General features: G+C 36.6%; 17 protein-coding genes and 1 tRNA gene. 11 read left to right on the top strand and 7 right to left on the bottom strand.

Translation table 11 applies throughout. The features are described 5' to 3' along the window. Window positions 1-6 precede the first annotated feature (6 nt). Window positions 7-810, bottom strand: coding sequence for a type III pantothenate kinase (locus ACPF7B_RS02420; RefSeq protein ID WP_490506046.1), 804 nt, complete (start codon window positions 808-810; stop codon window positions 7-9). 116 nt (window positions 811-926) lie between these two features. Here ACPF7B_RS02420 and dtd point away from each other — a divergent pair, with 116 nt between their 5' ends. Next, window positions 927-1,364 carry a D-aminoacyl-tRNA deacylase gene (gene dtd, locus ACPF7B_RS02425; protein ID WP_490506047.1) on the top strand — a complete coding sequence of 146 codons (438 nt, stop codon included), beginning with the start codon at window positions 927-929 and terminating at the stop codon, window positions 1,362-1,364. Between the two features lie 12 nt (window positions 1,365-1,376). Here dtd and ACPF7B_RS02430 read toward each other — a convergent pair whose 3' ends face one another. From ACPF7B_RS02430 to ACPF7B_RS02445, 4 genes are all read right to left on the bottom strand, one after another. After that, window positions 1,377-2,363 carry an LLM class flavin-dependent oxidoreductase gene (locus tag ACPF7B_RS02430; RefSeq protein WP_490506048.1) on the bottom strand — a complete coding sequence of 329 codons (987 nt, stop codon included), beginning with the start codon at window positions 2,361-2,363 and terminating at the stop codon, window positions 1,377-1,379. Window positions 2,364-2,410: 47 nt separating this feature from the next. Continuing rightward, window positions 2,411-2,746, bottom strand: a complete 336-nt coding sequence (locus tag ACPF7B_RS02435) for a hypothetical protein (protein WP_490506049.1) — start codon at window positions 2,744-2,746, stop codon at window positions 2,411-2,413. 170 nt (window positions 2,747-2,916) lie between these two features. Beyond that, window positions 2,917-4,344 (bottom strand): APC family permease, encoded by a 1,428-nt coding sequence (locus ACPF7B_RS02440; protein ID WP_490506050.1) that lies wholly within the window; start codon window positions 4,342-4,344, stop codon window positions 2,917-2,919. 337 nt (window positions 4,345-4,681) lie between these two features. Next, complete coding sequence (locus tag ACPF7B_RS02445) at window positions 4,682-6,925, bottom strand: LPS-assembly protein LptD (RefSeq protein WP_490506051.1); 2,244 nt, start codon at window positions 6,923-6,925, stop codon at window positions 4,682-4,684. Window positions 6,926-7,172: 247 nt separating this feature from the next. Between ACPF7B_RS02445 and ACPF7B_RS02450 the strand changes: the two genes are divergently transcribed. Next, the gene (locus ACPF7B_RS02450; RefSeq protein WP_490506052.1) at window positions 7,173-7,862 is read left to right on the top strand and encodes a Bax inhibitor-1 family protein; all 690 of its coding nucleotides are present in this window, start codon (window positions 7,173-7,175) and stop codon (window positions 7,860-7,862) included. Window positions 7,863-7,969: 107 nt separating this feature from the next. Continuing rightward, entirely contained in the window at window positions 7,970-8,689 is a 720-nt protein-coding gene (locus ACPF7B_RS02455; RefSeq protein ID WP_490506053.1) for a hypothetical protein, read from the top strand. Here the strand turns inward: ACPF7B_RS02455 and dprA are convergent. Then, the gene (dprA, locus tag ACPF7B_RS02460) at window positions 8,652-9,806 is read right to left on the bottom strand and encodes a DNA-processing protein DprA (protein ID WP_490506054.1); all 1,155 of its coding nucleotides are present in this window, start codon (window positions 9,804-9,806) and stop codon (window positions 8,652-8,654) included. The genes ACPF7B_RS02455 and dprA overlap by 38 nt on opposite strands. A 119-nt stretch (window positions 9,807-9,925) precedes the next feature. On the opposite strand from dprA, the gene ACPF7B_RS02465 reads away from it, so the two are divergent. Then, window positions 9,926-10,387: a peroxiredoxin gene (locus ACPF7B_RS02465; RefSeq protein WP_490506055.1), complete on the top strand. Its 462-nt coding sequence runs from the start codon at window positions 9,926-9,928 to the stop codon at window positions 10,385-10,387. Window positions 10,388-10,453: 66 nt separating this feature from the next. Here ACPF7B_RS02465 and hemJ read toward each other — a convergent pair whose 3' ends face one another. Further along, window positions 10,454-10,891: a protoporphyrinogen oxidase HemJ gene (gene hemJ, locus ACPF7B_RS02470; RefSeq protein WP_490506056.1), complete on the bottom strand. Its 438-nt coding sequence runs from the start codon at window positions 10,889-10,891 to the stop codon at window positions 10,454-10,456. A gap of 154 nt (window positions 10,892-11,045) precedes the next feature. On the opposite strand from hemJ, the gene ispG reads away from it, so the two are divergent. From ispG to ACPF7B_RS02505, 7 genes are all read left to right on the top strand, one after another. Then, window positions 11,046-12,281 carry a flavodoxin-dependent (E)-4-hydroxy-3-methylbut-2-enyl-diphosphate synthase gene (gene ispG, locus ACPF7B_RS02475; protein WP_490506057.1) on the top strand — a complete coding sequence of 412 codons (1,236 nt, stop codon included), beginning with the start codon at window positions 11,046-11,048 and terminating at the stop codon, window positions 12,279-12,281. Beyond that, window positions 12,247-12,942: a tRNA (guanosine(46)-N7)-methyltransferase TrmB gene (gene trmB, locus ACPF7B_RS02480; protein WP_490506058.1), complete on the top strand. Its 696-nt coding sequence runs from the start codon at window positions 12,247-12,249 to the stop codon at window positions 12,940-12,942. Before ispG ends, trmB begins: the two co-directional genes overlap by 35 nt. A 135-nt stretch (window positions 12,943-13,077) precedes the next feature. After that, the gene (locus ACPF7B_RS02485; protein WP_490506059.1) at window positions 13,078-14,370 is read left to right on the top strand and encodes an arsenic transporter; all 1,293 of its coding nucleotides are present in this window, start codon (window positions 13,078-13,080) and stop codon (window positions 14,368-14,370) included. 80 nt (window positions 14,371-14,450) lie between these two features. Beyond that, entirely contained in the window at window positions 14,451-15,353 is a 903-nt protein-coding gene (gene xerD / locus ACPF7B_RS02490; protein ID WP_490506060.1) for a site-specific tyrosine recombinase XerD, read from the top strand. A 142-nt stretch (window positions 15,354-15,495) separates the two neighbouring features. Further along, window positions 15,496-16,224 carry a thioredoxin fold domain-containing protein gene (locus ACPF7B_RS02495; RefSeq protein ID WP_490506061.1) on the top strand — a complete coding sequence of 243 codons (729 nt, stop codon included), beginning with the start codon at window positions 15,496-15,498 and terminating at the stop codon, window positions 16,222-16,224. Between the two features lie 80 nt (window positions 16,225-16,304). Continuing rightward, window positions 16,305-16,380 (top strand) — tRNA-Gly (locus ACPF7B_RS02500). Window positions 16,381-16,508: 128 nt separating this feature from the next. Then, window positions 16,509-16,742, top strand: coding sequence for a SlyX family protein (locus ACPF7B_RS02505; RefSeq protein ID WP_490506062.1), 234 nt, complete (start codon window positions 16,509-16,511; stop codon window positions 16,740-16,742). Window positions 16,743-16,775: the final 33 nt, after the last annotated feature.

Consider the following 16,775-nt stretch of genomic DNA (forward strand, 5'->3'; position numbering starts at 1 on the left):
CTTATTTTAAATAGATGTATTTGATAAAAAAGATTGTTCGGCCAGATAGATAAGACCGTAAAAAATTAAATTTTCGTCATAAAAATGCGCATCAGTGACTTTATCTATGTAATAGTGGGCATTCCCTCCCGTAAATAGGATGTGATCTATTGTGTATATTTCACGCATTTTTGAAATTAACCCTTCAATCATATAGTAATGGCCATTGATTGTACCAATGCTCATTGATTCAAATGTATCAAAGCCTAACGGCTTTTCTAAATATTGATACTCCATTTCTGAAAGCAGCGCCGCTTGAGCAAATAAGCCATTTAAACTTGTTTTAATACCCGGTGAGATTGTGGTGCCTATAAAGTTCCCATTTTGAATAATAAAGATTGTCGTTGCGGTGCCTAACGCAATAACAGCGCAGTTTTCAAAACGATATTTCTTTTGTACCCCGTAAAAATTAGCAATAAAATCGGCCCCTAAGAGGTGAACATTCTTTAATTTAAAACGATCCCATTCAATTGGCAGATCTTGTCTAAGGCTATAAACAGGAATTTTAAGTAGGTTGCCTAATTCTCTGATAGTGTCATTAATCTTGGGTACAACTGAAACATAGGCAATAGCATTGAAAGAATAAGGGAATCTGCTAAGTTGCTGGGATATTTCTTGAGAGTTTTGAAGCTTTGTATCTTGGCTAAGAGGGCGAAATAATGGTACTAGAATTTTTGATTCGCTATCATAAAAACGAAAATCTGCGGTTGTATTGCCAATATCGACAAGAAGTAGCTTCATAGTTGTTTGCTCTGTTTCTTTGATTATCATAATTTCGCTATTATACTGTTTTTATTTTATTAGAGCGTAAGATCTATCGTTCGAATAATACAAGGATAGTTTTTAATAAAAATTTTAGTGATTGATGAATCATTTTAGGAGACCTGATGAAAATTTTGATACAACGCGTCACTCAAGCAAATGTGAAGGTCAATAATCAAATAACTGGAGAAATAACGAAGGGGGTTTTGGCATTGATAGGAATTGAACCTCATGATAATAAAGAGCTTGTCGAAAAAGGAATTGATAAGCTGGTTAAATATCGTCTTTTTTCAGATTCTGAAGGAAAGATGAATCTTTCATTGTTAGAAATGGATGCCCAATTATTATTAGTTTCTCAATTCACATTAGCAGCTAATACGGCTAAAGGACTACGTCCTAGTTTTACCAGTGCAGCTCCTCCGGTGTTAGGGCATGAGCTTTTTGAATATGCAGTTAATTATGCTCGAACAAAAGTTAAGAAAGTAGAGACAGGTCAATTTGGGGCAGAGATGCAAGTGACGCTTACCAATGATGGACCTGTAACCTTTCTTTTAGAGTTTTAGTCGTAATTTTTATTAAGCATTAATTTTTTTCATCACTTTGCTCAATAGCTCAAATGAGTAGAGGCGTTTCTCATTGTCGTAAATCATTCCTGAAAACATTAGCTCATCGACTTCGATATCTTCGAGTAATTCACGAATATATTCTTCTGCGTCTTCTTTCGTTCCTACGGTCGAAAGTTTTAACATCGTAGACGCATGGCGTTTTTCAAGAGGATTCCAGAAGCTTTCAATGTCATCAATCGGTGGGGGTGTTAATTTTCGTTCATCACGGATTAGCAATGAAAAACTTTGTTGCATAGTGGTAAAAAGATAATTCGCTTCTTCTCGAGTATCAGCAAGAACAGCATTCATACAGAGCATAGAATAGGGTCTATCAAGATATATAGATGGTTGGAATTTTTCTCGATAAATGCTTAATGCGGTTTTCATCTGAGCTGGCGCAAAATGACCTGCAAATGCATAAGGTAGCCCAAGGTATGCTGCTAGTTGTGCTCCGAAGAGACTAGAACCTAAAATCCATACAGGGATATCTAAATTCATTCCTGGAATAGCCTGAATACGTTGATTGTCTTGTGGATGAAAATAGGTGAGCAGCTCAGCAACTTCATTAGGAAATTGTTCAGCTCGTGAAGGATCGCGGCGAAGCGCGTAAGATGTTGCTTGATCTGTCCCTGGCGCTCGTCCAAGACCGAGATCAATACGGTTAGGGTAGAGTGTTTCTAGCGTACCAAATGCTTCGGCAACCATTAAAGGTGCATGATTAGGAAGCATAATACCTCCAGCACCTATACGAATTTTAGATGTTTTTTCGGCAATATGACCGATTAAAACGGCGGTAGCAGAGCTTGCAATATTAATCATATTATGATGTTCTGCAACCCAAAAACGAGTATAGCCACTGTTTTCGCCTAGTCGAGCAAGATCAACAGCACGATCAAAAGCGGATTTTGCAGTTTCATTTTGATTAATATTGGCTAAATCTAAAATTGAATATTTCATGCATTATCCTTTGATGAGTCTCATCGGTGATTATTAAGGGAGGGGAATTAATACCAAGCTTCTTGCATCTCCTCAATCAATAGAGTAAGTTGAGTGTCATTGAAGTAGAGTGGTCTAAAATTGAGAACAAAGCTTTTGATATCATCAAACTCTCCACGAAGCTCACAACTTTCTTTGTCTGGTTCGTAACTAAATTTTCCTTGAAGATCAGTTAGCTCATTTTCTAAGTAAAATTCGATAATATCGACCCAACTATAACCGCTGTTTTCAAGTTCGAGCTGGTCAAAAATCTCATATCGATCATCTGCTGGGAAGAAAAGACCAAAAAAGTTATTATCATACTTAATCAACTCAAATGGGTGTATTCGCTGAAGATCTTGCATATTGATTCCCTCCTGATAAAAATTGGTATTCTTATTCAGTAACAATATCTTACCAAATAAGTGCTCTAAAAAGTTATTTTACTTAGTGAGTTATATTTATCATATTCATTTAAAATGATTAAAGGCCTCATGATAGAGGCCTTTACATTATAGATTGATGATTCTGTCAACTATTGATCCGGTGTGCGTGAGCGACTTAAGAATTCTTTCGGATATTGCGTGAAGCCTTTAGTCACAAAGGCAAGATAAGCAATACCGATAATTCCCCAAACAAGGCCAATAATCAATGCTTGATATTCTAAGCTATACCAGAGATAGCTGATAAACGCCATGCCTAGCACTGGGAAGATTAAGTACTGTATATTGCTGTTAACGGAATACCGTTTTTTATCACGAATGTAATACTGGACAACAACACATAAATTAACAAAAAAGAATGCTGTTAGTGCCCCAAAGTTAACAAGATGCAAGGCAAAACTAAGATCAAAGAATCCAGCAGTTAGGCAGACAATTCCTACAATAATAATATTGATTGATGGGGTTTTGTATTTTGGATTAATGTATGCAAAAATCTTAGGGGGTAAAACACCATCACGCCCCATTACATACATCATTCGTGAAACTCCGGTGTGAGCAGCAATACCTGAAGCACAAACAGCTAATATTGCTAACCATAATCCTACTGATTGAAAAAATGTTGCTGCAACAAAGCTTGTCAATGAACGTTCACCTACATAGAACAGTACTTCTGGTTGGCTCTCTTCAGGGTTTTGAAAGACATAGCCTTCAAAATAGAGCTGCATAAAGTAAGTCATGCCGATGAAAATCAAACCGCCTATAAATGTGGTTAAAAAGATTGCGCGAGGCACAGTTTTAGCTGCATTTTTTGTTTCTTCAGATAGTGAGCTTAAGCCATCAAATCCTAAGAATGAAAAACATAGGATTGCAGATCCTGCTGCAACTGCACCTAACTGCATATCAGGTGTAAAAAATGGCGATGTACTTGCAATTGTTGCTTGCCCAATTCCATCGACCATAAGTCCTTTAATCACAAGTGCAAGGAAAATACCCATAAGTAACAGCTGACAGAAGACAATTAGTGTATTGACATTAGCCACTAATTCTACGCCACGATAGTTAATATAGGTCATAACAATGGCTAAAGGAACAACATAGAACCAGATGCTAATATCACTGCTAATTAATGTCTTAAGATAGATCGTTGCAAGTAAGATGTTAATCATCGGATTAAATAGATAATCAAGCATCGTACACCAGCCAATCACAAAGCCAAGATTAGGGTTGAGTGAACGTTGTGCATAAGTATATGCTGACCCCGCCGATGGATAATAGCGAACCATTTTTCCATAGCTAAGAGCAGTAAACATCATCGCGATAAGGGTGATGATATAGGCTGTTGGTACATGGCCACCAGATTGTTCGCTAACGATACCAAATGTATCGAAAACAGTCATGGGCTGCATGTATGCTAATCCAATCATAATCAATTGCCAGAGCACAAGTGTCTGTTGCAATTTTGCAGGCGAAGATGGTGTAGAAGTAGCGTTAGGAGATAACGCTCGAGATTTAAATAACATAAGTTTATTTCCCCCAGCCTTTGGGCATGTTAAGAGAGATAAATTAGCCGCGTTAATTCAGATGAATTATTGCCCCCTTGTATCAAATATGGAAATAGTATTTCCATAAAAAAACCCCATTTACTTTTGAGGTTTGGGGAATTTTACACTTTTTTTCAGAGATGGCTATCTTTTTTTAAATTAACTCATGTGAGATTGTCCTTAAATGTGGGAATCCATTCTCTTAAATCAACCATAAATAGCTTAAAATCAAAAAATTAACATTATTGTTATCAGTGGGCGTAAATTTTAGTCAAAGTGTGTTTATGTACTGTGTATCAAAGCTCTCCTAGAATTTTTAGAAATACCTATTTCTTCTTGGGGTAAAACCAGAAATATTATCTTTCCAAAGCTGCTGGGTGTTTTGTCCAAAGCTTCCCATACCATCAAGTTCAAATTCTAAATATAGGCGCCATTGTTTATTATTGTCATGTACGTTGTTACGGTAGTATCGTGCAGCAACACGGGTCGCAACACAACAATCTTGATACTCAAATCCAATGACACTTTCAATCATTTTAGACTCTGATAGTGCATAATTATAGCGTCCGGCAATTGCCCATTTGTTGTTGAGTTGCCAAAAAACAGAGGCATCGATGTAATCATTTTTAGTATCAATGTTCCATCTATCGTAACGATAGCTGATAGTAAACATTTTGCGAGGAGCAGGTCGATATTTAAGATCAATATTTCCATATGAAACGCGTTTAGTCGTAGGTGACCACTGAATATTGCTATCAAAGCGTAAACCAGAAATAATATCAAAGCCTAATTTCCCACTGAGATCAGAACGACGTATTTTTTCACGATTTTCATCTAAATCGTTGCCAAGTGTAATTCGTGGATTCTCAAAGTATTGAGTTTGGCCAATGGAAAAGTTGAATTTTTCTGCGCCAGTTTTTGCATTAAAAATTCTTGATGTTAATGCCGTTGTTACTTGATTGGCATTGGATTGTCTATCAGCACCATAAAAAGCATTATAAGTGAAGAGATTGTAAAAGTTATTGGATGCATTTGAGGTATCAAAAATTGGAATATCACTCTGTTTTCTGTAAGGTGCATATAGATAATAGAGTTCCGGCTCTATTGTTTGTATAAATTCCCCACCGCCAAACAGCTTGTCGAATTCAATATTTTTTTCAAAAAACATTCCAGTGCGAACACTAAATATTGGGAGTGAGCGTGTAATACTCGTCTCTTTACCTTCATTGTATCGTTCATTTTTATATGAGAGGTTGTAGTGTGTATAACGGAATCTTGCAATCGGTTCGATATAGCCCCAAGCATTTTCTAAGCGAGTGCCAATATATGGCATGATATCAATCCTTGTCGCTTTATAGGGTTTTCTTTTATCGAGTAGATGGTTATCTTTAGCCTTGAACTGTACAAATTCTGCATCAATGCCAATATCAAATCCTTTGAGATCCCAATTCCCTTTAAAAAGAAATTGTGGGGCTCGTCCATAGGGATTATTGGGGATAATTTCTCGATCTGTGACTACAAAATCTTGAAGGCGTAATTTGGCTGCCCAGTTTTCAGTGCGATAATTTAGCTCAGCATTACGATCTAATGTAATCTCTCTTAATAACCCGCTTTGGTCATTGACCTCTTCTTGGTAATGATCATCAGAAATTGCATGATAGAGAATATTACCGGTGAAGTTTTTTGTAAATCTTAAATCTTGTTGATATCTGAAAATCCATCGTTTTTTATCATCATACAAACGATCTTTAAAAAGATATGTTCCATCTAATTCTAATGTTTGCCATTCATTTAGATAGCGAAAATTTCCTTTAACAGCCAATCCTCGTTTTTGAATAATCCCTGGGGCTAGGATAGCATCCATATTAGGAGCGATATTAAAATAGTATGGGAGGAAGAAAATAAACCCATCGCTTTTACTCATCCCAATTTCAGGAGTTAATAATCCACTGTGGCGTTTACCATCAATCGGAAGTGATATGTAAGGTGTGTATAGAAGCGGGATACCGAATATATTTAACGTTGCATTATGTGCTTTAGCGCGACCAGCATTATGATCAACTTCTATGGTACTAGACTTCACTTTCCACACTTCATTATCGATGCTGCAGGTTGAATAGGTGGCATTTTCCATAATCGAAATTCGAGTATGTTCATTATGATCGATATGTGAGGCACGTCCTTGTATATTCGGCTCGGCCACCAAATAATATTGTGTGTCATTAAAAAACACTTCATTTTGATTAAGTAAATAGGTTCCCTTACGTCCCTGTAAAACAGCATTGGGTGTTGCGTATGTTACATTATCCCCGGTAGAGGTGACTATTTGGTCAATACGATTAAGGTGAAAGCCTTCACTCGTGAGTTCATCATTTCCGTAGATAAATTTTGCATTCCCCCATAGACGGCCTTCTATTGGTGTTAACTCACCATCATTAGCGATTGCCTTCACTTCTGCTTTTGAAGGGTTCTCTAAAGGTTTAGTGAGCAGTTTTGCAAGAGGCGATATTTCGCAAGCAATTGGTGATGCATTTCCTATAATAGGAAACGCAAATGCCATAGCTAAAATAATTCTATTGGGTTTCAATTTATATTTAGGCACGGGGATGCAAACTCGTAGTAGTTAATTTTGAATCGATTATTACATTAAATGAAGGGTAGAATCGCATTTTTTTACTTCTATTTCAATTGAAATGCTCGCAATAATTCATACGTAAATGGTATAATGGTGCAAATTCAGAGCGTTTCGCTTTGAGCATTTTTTTCAATATTTGTTGAAATATGATAACCCTAAGGAGTTATAACAGATGAATAATTATTATCAAACAGACGCAATGGGAGCGGTTCAAAGGCAGGGGATGAATAAAGTATTACGCCAAGCATATACTTTAGTTGCACTCTCTTTGATTCCAACGATTATTGGCGCATATCTCTCAATTCAGACAGGAATAGTATTTTCTTTGATGCAATCAAGTCCCATTCTATTCTTCGTAGGTTTTATGGTCGCTTTTTATGGTCTTTCATTTGCAATCGAAGCGAATAAGACCTCAAATGTTGGTCTTGCGCTTATGTTCGTTTTTACATTCTTAATGGGAATGATGCTTGGTCCACTTTTAACTGTCGCACTTTCTCATCCTAATGCATGGCAATATATTGGGATTGCTGCTGGTGGAACAGCAGCTTTGTTCTTAGTATTAGCAGCGCTAGGAAGTGATGCGACAAAAGATTTCTCAGCAATTGGAAAGTATGTTGGTGCATTGGGCTTAGTCATGATTGCGACGATCGCTTTAAACTTCTTTTTCTTGAAAATGCCGTTTATCAATTTATTACTATCGATGCTAATTATCCCTTTCTCTGGCGCAATTATTTTGTGGAGAATTAATAGTGTTGTTCGTGGTGGTGAAAATAACTATATCAGTGTGGCATTAGATATTTATATTGCGCTGTATAACATTTTCTCTAGCTTGTTACGTTTAATTTTAGCAAGTAACGATTAATAAAAAGAGATGACATTTCGTTCTATTATAAAAGGCACTAATCTTATTAGTGCCTTTTTATTGAGCTATAATTTGAGTGATAAATTTTAGAAAATAATGAGTGATAGATGACACATTACGACAAGAAAGAAGTTCTACAACGATTTGATAATTATTATATTTCACCGATCTCTCGGTTTTATGTTGAATTGGAATTTTTAAAACGAAAACTAATGGGGAGACCTCAAGGTATTCACATTAGCCAACCAAGTAGTTGGCGTTCATTGACGCTACAAAAAAAAGACTCGCCGGATGAGACTCAGAGTATTATTAAACGATTATTACTTTTGGAGTCATATTTACAAAATGCAACCGTTTCTCCTTTTGCGCAGAACGAACCGTTGCAACTGGGGAAATCGTTACCATATTTCGAAGGGTTGTTGCGACAAGATTTGATCGGTACACATCATCTTCTTGGTAAAAAAAATATTCTCTATTTTTATCAAGGTAACGAAGAGCTTCTATGGAGTGTTTTGGACAATGTGCGTGAAGCAGGAATACTGAAATGTTTGTATGTCATTGGAGGCTATACTGAATCTTTAAAACGATTATTGCAAGAAAACGATATATCCTTTATTGAGAATGTTTCAAGACATTCATTTTTAAATATGAATCGTAATCGTGGTTTAACAACATTTTTTAATCCCCAGATTGATCTTATTTTGTTAGATGAAGAAGGTGGCTACGTAAAGCACTTTTCTCGTCCAGACTTTTTAAAACAACTTCAAAATATCAAAAGTGAGCATTTTTCTACTTTATCTGACGATAAAACCCTTGATTTACTGTGATATATCCCTCTAACTCCAACGTCATTAAATGATTTGTAAGCGTTGCACTAGGTAGTTGTAGTTGTTCAACGAGTTGATTAATTGTTTTCGGGGAAGCGAGTTGATGATACGTATTGATGTAAGGATGATCATTTGCAATTGGTGGTAAAAGTATTGTTTCAGTTTCAGGTATTGATATTTCCTCATTTTGAGTAGATTTCGTTGAAAAAAGCGACAACTGTTCTATTGGTTCATTGGCCTTCTCGATTGATATCCCCCAGGAATGAATAATCGTGCGGATATCATCACAAGATTCAACTAAAGTTGCACCTTCCCGTATTAATTGATGGCATCCTCGTGATTGTGGTTTATGGATTGAGCCTGGAATCGCAAATACTTCACGGTTTTCTTCCATACTCAAGCGCGCCGTAATTAAGGAACCGGATTTAACCGTAGCTTCAACAACTAATGTACCAAAAGATAGACCTGAAATAATTCGGTTACGTCTCGGAAAATTTTGAGGTTTAGGGGGCATTGAAAGAGGGTATTCACTAATTACAGCTCCATAATTTTGAATAATCTCTTGATAGAGGTTTTGATGATTTTTTGGATAGATCTCATTAAGACCTGTTCCTAAAACTGCGATAGTGGGGTTATGAAGGTTGACCGCCGATTGATGGGCAATTTTATCAATTCCAAGTGCTAGCCCACTGGTAATAGTCAAACCTATTTTTGAAAGCTGGCGTGCAAAAATTTTAGCATTATATATCCCTTCTTCAGAAGGTTTTCGTGCGCCAACAATTGCAATTTGTGGACTTGAGAGTATTGTGCTGTTCCCTTTAATAAAAAGAAGCATCGGCGGAGCATAAGTTTCTTTTAAAAGCGCGGGATAGTGTTCATTATCATAAGCTATGATTTCTCCCTGATCACTGTCAAGCCATCGCATGGATTCACAAAAGTGTTGTTGGTTCATTTTGTTGCGGGATTCAATCACTAATTTTGGCATTTTTGCTCTATACCAATCGAGATCATCAGCTAACAATGCATTTTCTGCTGTTTCAAAATATTCTAGCAATTTTCTTAGTCGTTTCGGACCTATATGTGGTGTATGAAATAACCTTAACCAATGCTCAATCATCAAAATTTTCCTTTATGAATTTCATGCTAATATGAATAGAGTGATAAGATTTAGCTCATGTAATATGTTGCTTCAAATCTTCGTTCACTCATTAAAATATAGATAAAGGAGTAGCTGTTATGGAAAAAGTTGCAAAAGAGATACTGGATCAACAATTTGAAACGCAGACAGAAAAGAGTTCACTATCTAGCCAGAAAGGTGATTTTATTGTTGTTTATTTCTATCCAAAAGACAATACACCAGGATGTAGTAATGAGGCTGAAGATTTTAAAGATCATTTTGAAGAGTTTGAAAAGCACAGTTGTTCAATCGTAGGAGTATCTCGCGATAGTAAGAAATCTCACGAAAACTTTGCCGAAAAATTTAAATTACAATTTCCACTATTTGTAGATACAGATGAAATTCTCTGTAAAACATTTGATGTTATTAAAGAGAAAAACATGTTTGGCAAAATTGGGCTTGGAATTGAAAGAAGTACTTTTCTAATTGATAAAACAGGACAAGTTTTACAAGAGTGGCGTAAGGTAAAAGTTCCTGGGCATGTCTCGGAAGTATTAGCGTTTGTAAAAGCCTTTAAATAGAATTTAAAATAGGTAATAAAAAGGCGAGCATATATGCTCGCCTTTTGGTTATTTTGCATGTTTAATTTAAAAATGAATAAATGGTATTGCTTTGAGAACGACAAGAAATACTACTAATACCAATATTAGACTTGGAATTTCATTAAAATAACGATAAAACTTATGTGTATGGCTATTTTGATCTTTACGAAATACTAATACGTAATGGTAGCAAAAATAGTGATAGATTAGCAGTAAGAACACAAGCGTTAACTTAAAATGTAACCATCCCATCTTGAGTAAATCAGGATTTTTCATAATCAAGATAAGCCCAAAAATTACGGTCAAAGCACCACCAATATTAGTCATGATCATTAGTTTACGCTCCATGACTTTAAATGTTTCGCTTGTTTCAGGGGATTTATTCATCGCGTGATAAACAAAAATTCGTGGTAGATAGAAGAGTCCTGCGAACCATGTAACCATGAAGATAATATGCAGAGCTTTATAGACGAGATATGACATAATGTTCCTAATGTGTCGATAATGAATAGAAATTTTAAGAATATGAATGTTGCCGATTATATCAAAGAATCGGACTTATATCGCTCTTGTGATTAAACGTTCTTTTAGCGATAATAAGCTTCATTATTTTTTCGAAAAATAAAAGGAATACTTCATGGTTTTTACCATCAAACGCCGCCAAACTAGTCAAGTAATGGTTGGAAATATTGGCATAGGATCTGAGTATCCAGTTCGCGTACAGTCAATGACTAATACCAATACGGAAGATATTGATGCAACCGTTAAGCAAATTATTGAACTTGCAGATGCTGGTTCTGAGTTAGTGAGAGTCACCGTTAACAGTGAACTTGCGGCAAAAGCAGTGCCTTTTATTGTCGAAAAATTAGATATTGCAGGATATACAACACCAGTCGTTGGGGACTTTCATTTCAATGGTCATCGCCTTTTACAAGCAGAGCCTGAATGTGCAAAGGCGCTTGCGAAGCTGCGGATTAACCCTGGAAATGTTGGTCGCGGAGCTCGTAAAGATGAGCAGTTTTCCTCTATTGTCGAGGAAGCTTTAAAATACCAAAAACCTGTTCGAATTGGCGTCAATTGGGGAAGTCTTGATCCCGAAGTACTCAAGCGCCTTGTGGATCAAAATCTTAAGTGTGCTGTACCACTAACAAATGATGAGTTAATGTGTGATGCGATGATTGTTTCGGCATTAGAAAGCATTGCTTTTGCAAAAGAGATTGGGATGACGGATGAAGATATTATTTTGTCTGTAAAAGTAAGTCAAAGCCAGCAATTAATTCGCGTATATCGAGCGATCGCAGGGAAGATTAATCTCCCCCTTCATCTAGGATTAACGGAGGCTGGGATGGGAATGAAGGGAGTAGTAGCTTCAACAGCTTCGCTTGCCGTTCTGCTACAAGAAGGAATTGGTGATACAATTCGAATCTCTTTGACACCGGAACCAAATGCACCGAGAACTGAAGAAGTATTAGTAGGGAGAGAGATCTTACAGAGTTTACAAATTCGCGCATTTACCCCAAAAGTTGTTGCATGTCCCGGTTGTGGACGAACAAGTAGTGATGATTTTCAATATTTAGCACAAGAGATACAGGGTTACATTGATAACAATATGCCGATTTGGAAAAATCAATATGATGGTGTTGAAAAAATGGTAGTTGCAGTCATGGGGTGTATCGTCAATGGTCCTGGCGAATCCAAAATGGCTAATATTGGTATTAGTTTACCAGGAAATGGGGAAAAACCAGTCGCACCAGTTTATGTAGATGGAGAGCGATCGGTTACATTAAAAGGCGATAAGATCGCTGATGAGTTTAAACAAATTATAGCTGAATATATCGATGGAAAATACAAAAGACACAACACGCCCGCTTAGAACTATTAAATCGTTTGTAAAGCGCGAAGGCCGGTTAACGAAAGGGCAAGAGCGCGTTCTTACAGAAAGCCCCTATCTCGTTTCGCATGATCAAATTAATGAAAAGTGGGATCTAGACCAATTATTTGGACGTGTTAACAATAAGCGGACATTGGAAATTGGCTTTGGTGATGGAGCATCTTTATCCCAAATGGCGGAGCGTGAGCCTGAGCGGGATTTTTTGGGAATAGAAGTTCATCGCCCCGGTGTTGGAAGACTTTTATTAGATGTAGAAGAGAAAGAATTAACGAATATCCGTGCAATCGATTATGATGCAGTTCATGTGCTTAAAGAATGTATCCCTGATGAGAGTATTGATTGTATTCAGATTTTTTTTCCGGATCCTTGGCATAAAAAGAAACATAACAAGCGTCGAATTATTCAACAGGAATTTGTTTCTTTATTAGCAAAAAAATTGATCTCTGGAGGCCGTCTCTGCTTGGCAACCGATTGGGAACCTTATGCCGAGCATATGATGGAAGTGATGCTCGCATCAAACGACTATAAAAATAGTGTTGATGGATTTGTAGAAAATCAAACCCATCGTATGCCTACTAAATTTGAGGCGCGGGGTTTACGTTTAGGACATGGTGTTTGGGATCTAGTATTTCTTAAGCGATAAGAAAATTTCGTAGAAATCATTCCCCTATAACAGGTTTATAATCATAAAAACTATAAAGAATACTCTTTATAGTTTTTATTTTATTTACGGGAAATTGCATACAATAGCTTTCTTCTTTCAATTATGGAATAAATTATGTTATTAGCCATAGTCATCTTTATTTTTACTTTGACGCTTGTAATTTGGCAACCCAAAGGGCTTGGTATTGGGTATAGTGCTATTTTAGGTGCGTTACTTTCACTGACTTTTGGTGTGACCGATCTATCTGATATAGTTACAGTCTGGGGAATTATTTGGAATGCAGTGCTGACCTTTGTGGCAATTATCATCATTAGCTTAGTTCTAGATGAAACAGGTTTTTTTAGATGGGCAGCACTCTATATCACGCGTCTTGGGCAAGGAAGCGGTACACGCCTATTTATTTATATGATTATACTGGGCGCTACTATCTCGGCATTTTTTGCAAACGATGGTACTGCATTGATTCTTACACCCATCGTGATAGCGATTTTATTACAATTAGGTGCAAGCAGAGCCACAACTTTAGCATTTATTATGGGTGCAGGCTTCATTGCCGATACAGCTAGCCTTCCATTGACGGTTTCCAATCTTGTGAATATTGTTTCAGCAGATTATTTCTCGATAAGTTTTAGCCGTTATGCCTCGATAATGATACCGGTAAATGTAGTATCAGTTTTTACAACCCTATCTGTCCTTTTACTCTTTTTTCGAAGAGATATCCCATTTCAATACCAATTAGCAGCGATGCCTGAAGTCATTAATCCTTCATTGGCAATTCAGGATCGGGCGGTCTTTTTCATTGGCTGGGGGATTTTAATAAGTCTATTATTAGGTTTTTTTGTATCTGATATCATCGGCATTCCCGTAAGCTTCATTGCAATGATCGGTGCACTAATATTGTTAATTGCATCTAAAAATAGTTCCAAAATCTCTTCTAAAAAAGTATTAAAAGCAGCGCCTTGGCAAATTGTCATCTTTGCATTAGGTATGTATCTAGTTGTTTTTGGACTACGAAATGCTGGAATAATGACGTATTTAGTCTTAATATTAGATAAATTATCGCTGCAAAATCTTGGGATTAGTACTATCGGTACAGGATTTATCATGGCGATCCTATCGTCTATTATGAATAATTTACCAACCGTTTTAATGGGCGTACTCTCTATTGAGACATCATATGCTAGTGGTGTCATTAAAGAAGGGATGGTCTATGCAAACGTTATCGGGAGTGATTTGGGACCGAAATTCACGCCAATAGGAAGTTTAGCAACACTTTTATGGCTACATGTACTGGCAGCCAAAAATTTGAAAATTTCTTGGGGCTACTACTTTAGTGTTGGAGTTATTTTAACAACTCCGGTGCTTTTAGTGACATTGATTGCTTTAGTGATTCGTTTATCAATTTAGATATAGTCATCTAGAAAAAACATAATTCCATGAAAATGCTAAAATATTTCATTAATCGTTAATGGTTGGGAGGAGTAATAATGATTAACAACAGGGGAGATGATTTACTACTAAAAAAGTTTGGTGAGAGATTGCTTTTTGAACGAGGCGCAAGCGCTAAAACAGACGATTCTTACACTCATGATCTTAAAAAGCTTCAGTTTTTTGCTGCATCAAACAATACGGCATTAATTAATCTTACTCATGATCAATTAAATCATTTTTTCGCTCAAGAACTTGAAAAGCAAGTCAATCCACGAAGTCTTGCGCGTTATCTTTCCTGTTATCGGCATTTTTTCCGATTCCTCATTCAAGAAAAACTTCGTAGTGATGATCCAACTGATGCGATTAAACTTCCCAAATTCCATAAACCGCTTCCTGTTACATTATCTCCTGAGCAAGTAGAGGCACTCTTAAATGCACCTGATTTAAATACCACATTAGGGCTAAGAGATTACGCTATGCTAGAGTTGCTCTATTCTTGTGGTTTTCGGGTATCAGAATTGATCTCGTTAGAATATAGTCAGATTAACTTTGAACGAGGATGTATACGAGTAGTGGGTAAGGGGGATAAAGAGCGTTTAGTCCCCATTGGAGAGGTTGCGATGGAGGCGGTAATGGATTATATTCAGCAATCACGCCCACAATTATTGAAAGGTTTCTCGAGTGATATTCTATTTGTGAGTAACCGTGGTGGTGCAATGAGTCGCCAGGCATTTTGGTATATTATTAAAAAATATGCTAAATCGATTGGTGTTGCGGGGGAAATTTCTCCGCATACATTACGCCATGCATTTGCAACCCACTTAGTAAATAATGGGGCTGATCTACGTGTTGTGCAGGTGTTACTTGGGCATAGTAGCCTTTCTACAACGCAAATTTATACTCATGTTGCTAAGGAACGATTGAAGAAATTACATGCACTTAACCATCCTCGTGGCTAGAGCTTTTAATTAATGCTTGTTAAAATTGATTATCACTGTTTACGAATTAAAACACTCTATTTAATTTGTAAATGAAAAAAACTAAATTATCGTCATTCACGTATAATGACGCTTACTTCTTAAATAATTAATAGAGGACTTTATGAAAAAATCGCTCTTATCTGGGCTTGTACTCTTAGGGATGACGAATATTGCTTTAGCAGAAGCAGATTTAACGCACTTTAATAATCTTATTACAGGTGTGACGATTGAAAAAACTCAACCTTCAGAAATAGAAGGTTTTTATGAGATTTTTCTAAAAGAGAGTCCTTATCCTATCTTCCTTTCTAAAGATGGGCGTTACATGCTCGAAGGCAATGCCATTGATTTGGTAAAAGGGATTAATCTAAGTGATAATTATGTCAATGAACGTAATAAAGAGAAGATTGCTGGAGTCGATGAAAAAGATATGACGATCTATCGTTCTCCGAACGAGAAGCATGTGATCACAGTATTCACGACTACGGATTGTCCTTTTTGTCGTATGCTTCATTCGCAGCTTGATGATTATCTTGCAAGTGGGATAACTGTTCGATATTTAGCATTTCCTTATCGAGGGTTAAACTCCAAAGGCTATGAAGATATGGTTTCGGTGTGGTGTTCACCAGATCGTAATGCGGCGTTAGATCAAGCTGTTCAATTAGCTGAAGCTAAAAGTAGCGAATCTATTGAGACTCATTCTTGTAAAAATCCTATTGCAGATCAATACAAACTCGCAATAGAGATGGGAGTACAAGGTACCCCTGCAATTATTTTGGAAGATGGTTCAATGATTCCTGGCTATGTTTCGCCGAAAGATCTACTGCAAAGAATAGAATCTCGCGGTCTATAATCTAAGATTTTGTTGGTAACTTTTTGTGCATATAGAGCGTTGACAGATTTTAATTTCACTCTATAATGTATTTCTGTCTAGCGGGAATAGCTCAGTTGGTAGAGCACGACCTTGCCAAGGTCGGGGTCGCGAGTTCGAGTCTCGTTTCCCGCTCCAAATATTAAACCGAACTTTAATAAGTTCGGTTTTTTGTTGCCTTAAATTTTTGATACTTCAAAATCTAGAAAAATCTATTTCAGGGTATAATAGTGAGAATAATATAATTTAAAGATTGTAAGGAAAGCATGAATTCTGAAGAGATTATCCAAGATTTAATCGCACGTGTTACTGAACTTGAAAGTCGAGAAGCTTTCCATGAGTACAATATTGAACTATTAAATCAAACAATTATTGAACAACAAGGGAAAATTGAATGTTTAATGCGAATCTCTCAGCAGTTGATCAATAAAGTTAAAGAAATTCCTGGTAATGATGATAAAGAGTGGACGTTAGAAGAAGAAATTCCTCCTCATTATTAAAAGAGGCAACGTTCTAGATACATTTTCTTTTGA

This window comes from Ignatzschineria sp. 22MB058224 (assembly GCF_058188435.1).

What these genes read in the sequence shown, in the direction of transcription:
- ACPF7B_RS02420 (WP_490506046.1), bottom strand. Translation starts at nt 810, where the DNA reads ATGATAATCAAAGAAACAGAGCAAACAACTATGAAGCTACTTCTTGTC.
- dtd (WP_490506047.1), top strand. Translation starts at nt 927, where the DNA reads ATGAAAATTTTGATACAACGCGTCACTCAAGCAAATGTGAAGGTCAAT.
- ACPF7B_RS02430 (WP_490506048.1), bottom strand. Translation starts at nt 2,363, where the DNA reads ATGAAATATTCAATTTTAGATTTAGCCAATATTAATCAAAATGAAACT.
- ACPF7B_RS02435 (WP_490506049.1), bottom strand. Translation starts at nt 2,746, where the DNA reads ATGCAAGATCTTCAGCGAATACACCCATTTGAGTTGATTAAGTATGAT.
- ACPF7B_RS02440 (WP_490506050.1), bottom strand. Translation starts at nt 4,344, where the DNA reads ATGTTATTTAAATCTCGAGCGTTATCTCCTAACGCTACTTCTACACCA.
- ACPF7B_RS02445 (WP_490506051.1), bottom strand. Translation starts at nt 6,925, where the DNA reads ATGGCATTTGCGTTTCCTATTATAGGAAATGCATCACCAATTGCTTGC.
- ACPF7B_RS02450 (WP_490506052.1), top strand. Translation starts at nt 7,173, where the DNA reads ATGAATAATTATTATCAAACAGACGCAATGGGAGCGGTTCAAAGGCAG.
- ACPF7B_RS02455 (WP_490506053.1), top strand. Translation starts at nt 7,970, where the DNA reads ATGACACATTACGACAAGAAAGAAGTTCTACAACGATTTGATAATTAT.
- dprA (WP_490506054.1), bottom strand. Translation starts at nt 9,806, where the DNA reads ATGATTGAGCATTGGTTAAGGTTATTTCATACACCACATATAGGTCCG.
- ACPF7B_RS02465 (WP_490506055.1), top strand. Translation starts at nt 9,926, where the DNA reads ATGGAAAAAGTTGCAAAAGAGATACTGGATCAACAATTTGAAACGCAG.
- hemJ (WP_490506056.1), bottom strand. Translation starts at nt 10,891, where the DNA reads ATGTCATATCTCGTCTATAAAGCTCTGCATATTATCTTCATGGTTACA.
- ispG (WP_490506057.1), top strand. Translation starts at nt 11,046, where the DNA reads ATGGTTTTTACCATCAAACGCCGCCAAACTAGTCAAGTAATGGTTGGA.
- trmB (WP_490506058.1), top strand. Translation starts at nt 12,247, where the DNA reads ATGGAAAATACAAAAGACACAACACGCCCGCTTAGAACTATTAAATCG.
- ACPF7B_RS02485 (WP_490506059.1), top strand. Translation starts at nt 13,078, where the DNA reads ATGTTATTAGCCATAGTCATCTTTATTTTTACTTTGACGCTTGTAATT.
- xerD (WP_490506060.1), top strand. Translation starts at nt 14,451, where the DNA reads ATGATTAACAACAGGGGAGATGATTTACTACTAAAAAAGTTTGGTGAG.
- ACPF7B_RS02495 (WP_490506061.1), top strand. Translation starts at nt 15,496, where the DNA reads ATGAAAAAATCGCTCTTATCTGGGCTTGTACTCTTAGGGATGACGAAT.
- ACPF7B_RS02505 (WP_490506062.1), top strand. Translation starts at nt 16,509, where the DNA reads ATGAATTCTGAAGAGATTATCCAAGATTTAATCGCACGTGTTACTGAA.